At 63.0% G+C, this 5,741-nt stretch carries 5 protein-coding genes; 3 read left to right on the top strand and 2 right to left on the bottom strand.

Annotated features, from left to right (window positions below; genetic code table 11):
• Positions 1-1,544 (top strand): gamma-glutamyltransferase (gene ggt, locus JMF90_RS21270; protein WP_201325400.1); only part of this gene is annotated, 1,544 nt, incomplete at its 5' end.
• Between the two features lie 83 nt (positions 1,545-1,627).
• Here ggt and JMF90_RS21265 read toward each other — a convergent pair.
• Positions 1,628-2,551 carry an alpha/beta fold hydrolase gene (locus JMF90_RS21265; RefSeq protein WP_011547885.1) on the bottom strand — a complete coding sequence of 308 codons (924 nt, stop codon included), beginning with the start codon at positions 2,549-2,551 and terminating at the stop codon, positions 1,628-1,630.
• Positions 2,552-2,901: 350 nt separating this feature from the next.
• On the opposite strand from JMF90_RS21265, the gene JMF90_RS21260 reads away from it, so the two are divergent.
• Positions 2,902-3,351, top strand: coding sequence for a helix-turn-helix domain-containing protein (locus JMF90_RS21260; protein WP_011547884.1), 450 nt, complete (start codon positions 2,902-2,904; stop codon positions 3,349-3,351).
• 182 nt (positions 3,352-3,533) lie between these two features.
• Here the strand turns inward: JMF90_RS21260 and JMF90_RS21255 are convergent, their stop codons facing one another.
• Positions 3,534-4,850 (bottom strand): TolC family protein, encoded by a 1,317-nt coding sequence (locus tag JMF90_RS21255; RefSeq protein WP_012338298.1) that lies wholly within the window; start codon positions 4,848-4,850, stop codon positions 3,534-3,536.
• 380 nt (positions 4,851-5,230) lie between these two features.
• Between JMF90_RS21255 and JMF90_RS21250 the strand changes: the two genes are divergently transcribed.
• Complete coding sequence (locus JMF90_RS21250; protein WP_006495012.1) at positions 5,231-5,404, top strand: hypothetical protein; 174 nt, start codon at positions 5,231-5,233, stop codon at positions 5,402-5,404.
• Positions 5,405-5,741 lie beyond the last annotated feature (337 nt).

Raw genomic sequence — 5,741 nt, 5'->3', positions numbered from 1 at the left:
AAGGCGGCAACGCGATCGACGCGGCCGTCGCGATCGCGTTCACGCTCGCCGTCACGTACCCGGAAGCCGGCAACATCGGCGGCGGCGGCTTCATGACGATCTACAAGGACGGCAAGCCGTACTTCATCGATTACCGCGAGCGCGCGCCGCTCGCCGCGACGAAGGACATGTATCTCGACAAGGACGGCAACGTCGTCAAGGGCATGAGCCTGTACGGCCCGCGTGCGGTCGGCGTGCCGGGCACGGTGGCGGGCATGTGGGAAGCGCAGAAGCGCTTCGGCAAGCTGAAGTGGAAACAGGTGCTCGCGCCGGCGATCCACTATGCGCGCGACGGCTTCGTCGTCGACGAGCAACTGGCGCAGCGCGGCGTCGACGCATCGAAGGAGTTCGGCGGCAAGACCAACTTCGACAAGTACTTCTCCGGGCTGAAGGCCGGCGCGAACTTCAAGCAGCCCGATCTCGCCGACGTGCTGACGCGTATCGCCGACGGCGGCGCGGAGGGCTTCTACAAGGGCAAGACGGCCGAGCTGATCGCCGCGTCGATGAAGACCGGTGACGGCAACGGGCTGATCACGACCGAGGATCTCGCGCAGTACCGCGCGGTGTGGCGCCAGCCGGTGCAGGCGAAGTGGAACGGCTATGACGTGATCACCGCGCCGCCCCCGAGCTCGGGCGGCATCGGCCTCGTGCAGTTGCTGAAGATGAAGGCCGACCTGAAGCAGGACTTCGAGGGCGTCAAGCTCAACTCGCCGCAGTACATCCACCTCGTCGCGGAAATCGAGAAGCGCGTGTTCGCCGACCGCGCGCAGTATCTCGGCGATCCCGACTTCTACAAGGTGCCGATCGCGCAGCTGACCGACGACGCGTACATCGCAAAGCGTGCGGCCGAGGTCAACCCGAAGGAGCCGTCGGACACGAAGAGCGTGCAGCCGGCCCTCGGCACGACGATGCCGGAGAAGGCCGAAACGACGCACTTCTCGGTGGTCGACAAGTGGGGCAACGCGGTGTCGAACACGTACACGATCAACGGCTATTTCGGCTCGGGCGTGATCGCCGACGGCACGGGCATCGTGCTGAACGACGAGATGGACGACTTCTCCGCGAAGCCGGGCGTCGCGAACATGTTCGGCGTGGTGGGCAGCGACGCGAACGCGATCGAACCGAAGAAGCGCCCGCTGTCGTCGATGTCGCCGACGATCATGACGAAGGACGGCAAGGTGTCGCTGGTGATCGGCACGCCGGGCGGCTCGCGCATCTTCACGTCGATCTTCCAGGTGATCAACAACATCTACGACTTCAAGATGCCGTTGAAGGAAGCGGTCGGCGCGATGCGGTTCCATCATCAGCTGCTGCCGCCGAACACGATCTTCTGGGAGCCGTACCACCCGATCGAAGGCGAACTCGCGAAGCAGATCGAAGCGCGCGGCTATACGCTGAAGGGGCAGGACTTCAGCGGCGACATCCAGGTCATCAAGATCGACGGCAAGACGCCGGAAGCGATGGCCGATCCGCGCGGGCGGGGGGTGACGCGGATCATTCGGTGACGTTGACGTGAAGCGACGCGTGCGCGAAGCGACCGCGCACGCCATTCGGCAGCCGGTGTTTCGAGCCGGCTGCCGAAATTTTTTCAGCCGGTCGTTCGGATGAAATCCGCGATCCGCGCGGCAATGGCATCCGGCGCGTCCTCGAAGCAGTAGTGCCCGACGCCCGCCAGCCGCTCGATCGGCGCGGACGGAAACAGCGCGGTAAAGAGCGGCAGGAAGTGTTCGGTGCCGAGCGTTCGGTCGGCGTCTCCCCAGATCGCGAGCGCGGGCTTGCCGCGTATCGCGCGCAGCGCCGCCGCATCGGGTTCCTCGAACCGGTGCGCGCCGGCCGCGAACCCCCGTGCCCATCCGATCGCGCCGAGACAGTCGGCCGGTTGCGCGAACGGCGCGCCGTATGCGGCGATCCACGTGTCGGCGATGATCGCGTGGTTCTCGAAGCCGTTCAGCTTCAACGTGCTCAGGATGTTGAAGCCGAGCTGCCCGAGCACCGTTTCGAGCGTACCGTCGGCCGCCGCACGCATGATCCACTGGAACCACGGCGCCTCGCGGCCATTCGCCGTCAGGCGCTCGGCGAGATCGGTCTGCCCGAACGGCGTCGGTCCGTTGGCCGACACGATGCGCCGAATCCGGTCCGGATGCCGCGCGGCGAGCCCCATGCCGACCGGGCCGCCGAAGTCGTGCATCACCAGCGTGATGCGATCGAGGTCATGCGCGAGCACGAAACGCTCGAGATTGTCGATGTGATCCTGCAGCCAGTAGCTGCGGTCCTGCGGCGTCGCGCTTTTGCCGAAGCCCATGTGATCGGGCACGACGACGCGGTATGTCGGGCTCAACGCCGTCACGAGGTGACGGAACAGATATCCCCATGTGGGTTCGCCATGCAGGCACAGCACGATTTCGCCGTCGCGCGGACCTTCGTCCACGTAGTGCATCCGGAAGCCGGATGCGTCGTCGAAATGCGGGGCGAATGGAAAGGTGCCGTCGAACGTGGCATCGGACCGGATCATCGAATGCTCCTTCGGGGAGTTGGAGAGGATGGTTTCAGTCGAAACTGGTTCGAGCGTAGATGATTAGGTTTCAAGTTGCAACCTTGTAAATCATGAGGGCAGTTGCCGAATGCGGGGCCGATGAAGTGAGGCGACGTGATGAATCCCTCCAATTTATGGATTTATTGGTTGGAACGTATGAATTCATATGCCAATTCCGGCTGGAACGGTCATTCCGTTCATCGATCCCGAACAGTCGGCAACTCAGCATTGATCTTTTCTGAATTTGGTTTTATATTGAAACCATTCATTTCAACGAAAGCGATCACCGTCGAGCCCTTATCCCGGTCACGGCGTCGCCGCCTGCACCGATGAACCGACGCACCACGCACGAAGATTCCCTTTGCGGTGTCGCCCGCCCGCTGGACGCGATTGGCGACTGGTGGTCGCTGCTGATCGTCCGCGACGCGTTCGACGGGCTGCGCCGCTTCGGCGAATTCCAGAAGAATCTCGGCCTCGCGAAGAACATCCTGGCCGCGCGCCTGCGCAACCTGGTCGCGCACGGAATCATGGACGTCGTGCCGGCCGCCGACGGCGGCGCGCATCACGAATACGTGCTGACCGAGAAAGGCCGCGGGCTGTTTCCGCTGCTGGTCGCGCTGCGGCAGTGGGGCGAGGATTTCTTCTTCGAACCGGACGAGGCGCACGTGCTGCTGGTCGACCGGAAGACCGGGCTGCCGGTCAGGAAGCTGGAGCTGCGTTCGCAGGACGGCCGCGTGCTCGGCCCCGAGGACACGGTCGTGCTGCCGCCACCCGGTTGATGTACCCCGAATCGACGGGTGCCCCCGCTTCAACCACGTAGGCGGCTGCGCACGGGCGCAGTAAGCGACGAGCGGGAATCGCGATGCGCCGTCGTTGAACTTCCGACCGGCCGGCACATCGACATTTTTCTTGAAGGTTGTGTACGCAACCTTGCCCGGGATACCGACGTATGTGATCGCGTTCACCCCCGATCGCTCGCCGCGTTGCTTTCGAGGAAACTGTCCACCGCGATCAGCGATTGTTCGTCGAGCGTGCCGAGCACGCTTTTCAGCTTCAACTGAAGCTTCAGCGCATCGAGATAGCTGTCGAACAGCTTCTGCCGGATGCCCGAGATGTCGCGCCGCAGGTTCAGCGTTTCGTACGTCGTGCTGTAGCCGACCTGATGCGCTTTCATCGACGCATCGTAGGCGAGCCGCGCGGCCTGCAGCGACTGCTGCTGCGCGCGAATGCGCTTGCCGACCGATTCGAGCGCGGACAACGCCTCGCGGTGATCGGTGCCCAGTTGCTCCTCGACCTCGCGCAGCCGGTTGCGGTACTGCTCGGTCACGTGCTCGGCCTCGACCTGCCGGTAGTACACGCTGCCGCCGGAGAAGATCGGAATCGTCACCTGCACGCCGACCGCGCTTTGATGGAAATCCGAACGATCGGTGAGCCCGCGCAGGTTCGGGTTGAGCCCACGCGAATACGACGCGAACAGGTCGACGGTCGGCAAGTGTTCGGCGCTGACGCGCTTCGCGGCAAGGCGCGCGACCTGGACGTCGCGATAGGCCTGCCGGTACGCGGGGTTGTCCTGCGGCGCATAGTCGCCGGACGGAATGCGCGGCGACGACCCGCGCATCGCCAGCCGCGGCCAGCGCGAGAAATCGATCGTCGAACCGAGCAACGTCTCGTAGCGGGCGCGCCGCGCATCGACGTCGGTCTGCGCGAGCGCCTCGTCGGATTGCGCGAGGCTGCGGCGCGCCTCGATCTCGGCGGTGTCGCCGATCGTCTTCATCCCGAGTTGCGCCATGCGCCGCGTATCGCTTTCGAGTCGCGTGAGCGCGCTGACTTCGTCGTCGGCGGATTGCAGTTTCTCGCGCGCGCTCAGCAGATCGAAGCACGCGTTCGCGACCCGCAGGATCAGGTCCTGCTTCGCGACCTCGAGCTTCTGCTTCGCCGCTTCCTCGTACTCGGTCGCGCGCCGCATGTCGTACAGGTAGGGCACATTGAACAGCGCCTGCGTGACCTGAGCGGAACCGTATGCCGCGTTGCTCGACCCGCTGACGTCGATGCCGAACAGGTTCGCGTGCGTGCCGTAGCGCCCCCACTCGAGTTGCGCGGCGGCCTGCGGCAGCATCTGCGCACGCGCCTCGGGAAATTTCTGGCGGGCCGCATCGTATTCGCTGCGGGCCTGCAGGTAGCGCGGATCGTGCACGGACGCGTACTGGTAGGCGGTATCGAGGCAGAACGCACGGGCGTGTGCCGGCGCGCCGGCTATCGTTACAGCGAACAATGTCATGGTTGCAAGTCGGGGATTCCACTTAGTCGAAAATCTTGATAGGGAAATACCCGCATCCGGTGTCGCCGACTCGCAATTCGTGCGCCTCGTTTCAAACATGGCCGTCTCCGTCTCCTGTCCGTGCCGCAATGCATTGCGGCGGGATTTAAACGTTTTGAAATTGAAATTCAAACAGCATGAATGCCTGCTACTCGCCGTGCATCGGAAAATGCGGCTGTAAGAGTGTGTCCTCCATTGAATTCCGATGCGCCCGCATGATAGCCTGATTTCGGCTGGTAATCGCAGTGATTATTAGATTAACGAGTCGCTCGGGATTAAAAGCCGTTTGTCTTTCAATGAAGGTTCTTTGCATCATCTTTATTTTTTACGAGGAGAGAATGATGAAGGTCATGACGACGGAACAGGTCAGGAATGTGCATGGCGGCGGTGCGATCAGCTCGCTGGGTAGCCTCGCCGTTGACGCCGCGCCGGTGGTGACCGCGCTCGGCCAGTTCCTGCCGAGCCTCGGCAATTACCTGCAGAACCCGAAGACGTTCAATAACACCGGCAAGTAACCGCCGTGCGCGGGGAGGCGCCCCCCGCGTCAGATGCTGCGAAACAGAAGGAAAAGAATCGATCGCCGCAGTGGAAATAAAGTGACTTCGAAATGCATTATTTCGAAATCGGGCGATTATCAGGAGACTGGAGTGCTGGATTATCACGTAATAAAGTGAACGGCCATCGGGCTTGCAATTGGCTGACGGCTGTTGGCATTCCGACAATATAAAGGCCACCACAAATGCGAGACATCACGGAAGAACAGGCCCGCCAGATTCGCGGCGGCGCGTCGCTTTACTCCAATTCGGCCGCCTATACGGTCGATCTCGTCAATCAGTCGATCGGGACCACGCT

It is taken from the genome of Burkholderia sp. E168m23 (assembly GCF_016586125.1).
In the GTDB taxonomy this organism is placed as follows: domain Bacteria; phylum Pseudomonadota; class Gammaproteobacteria; order Burkholderiales; family Burkholderiaceae; genus Burkholderia; species Burkholderia orbicola.
Note: the sequence above shows the minus strand (reverse complement) of the source record. Positions and strands in the feature narration are given on the sequence as shown.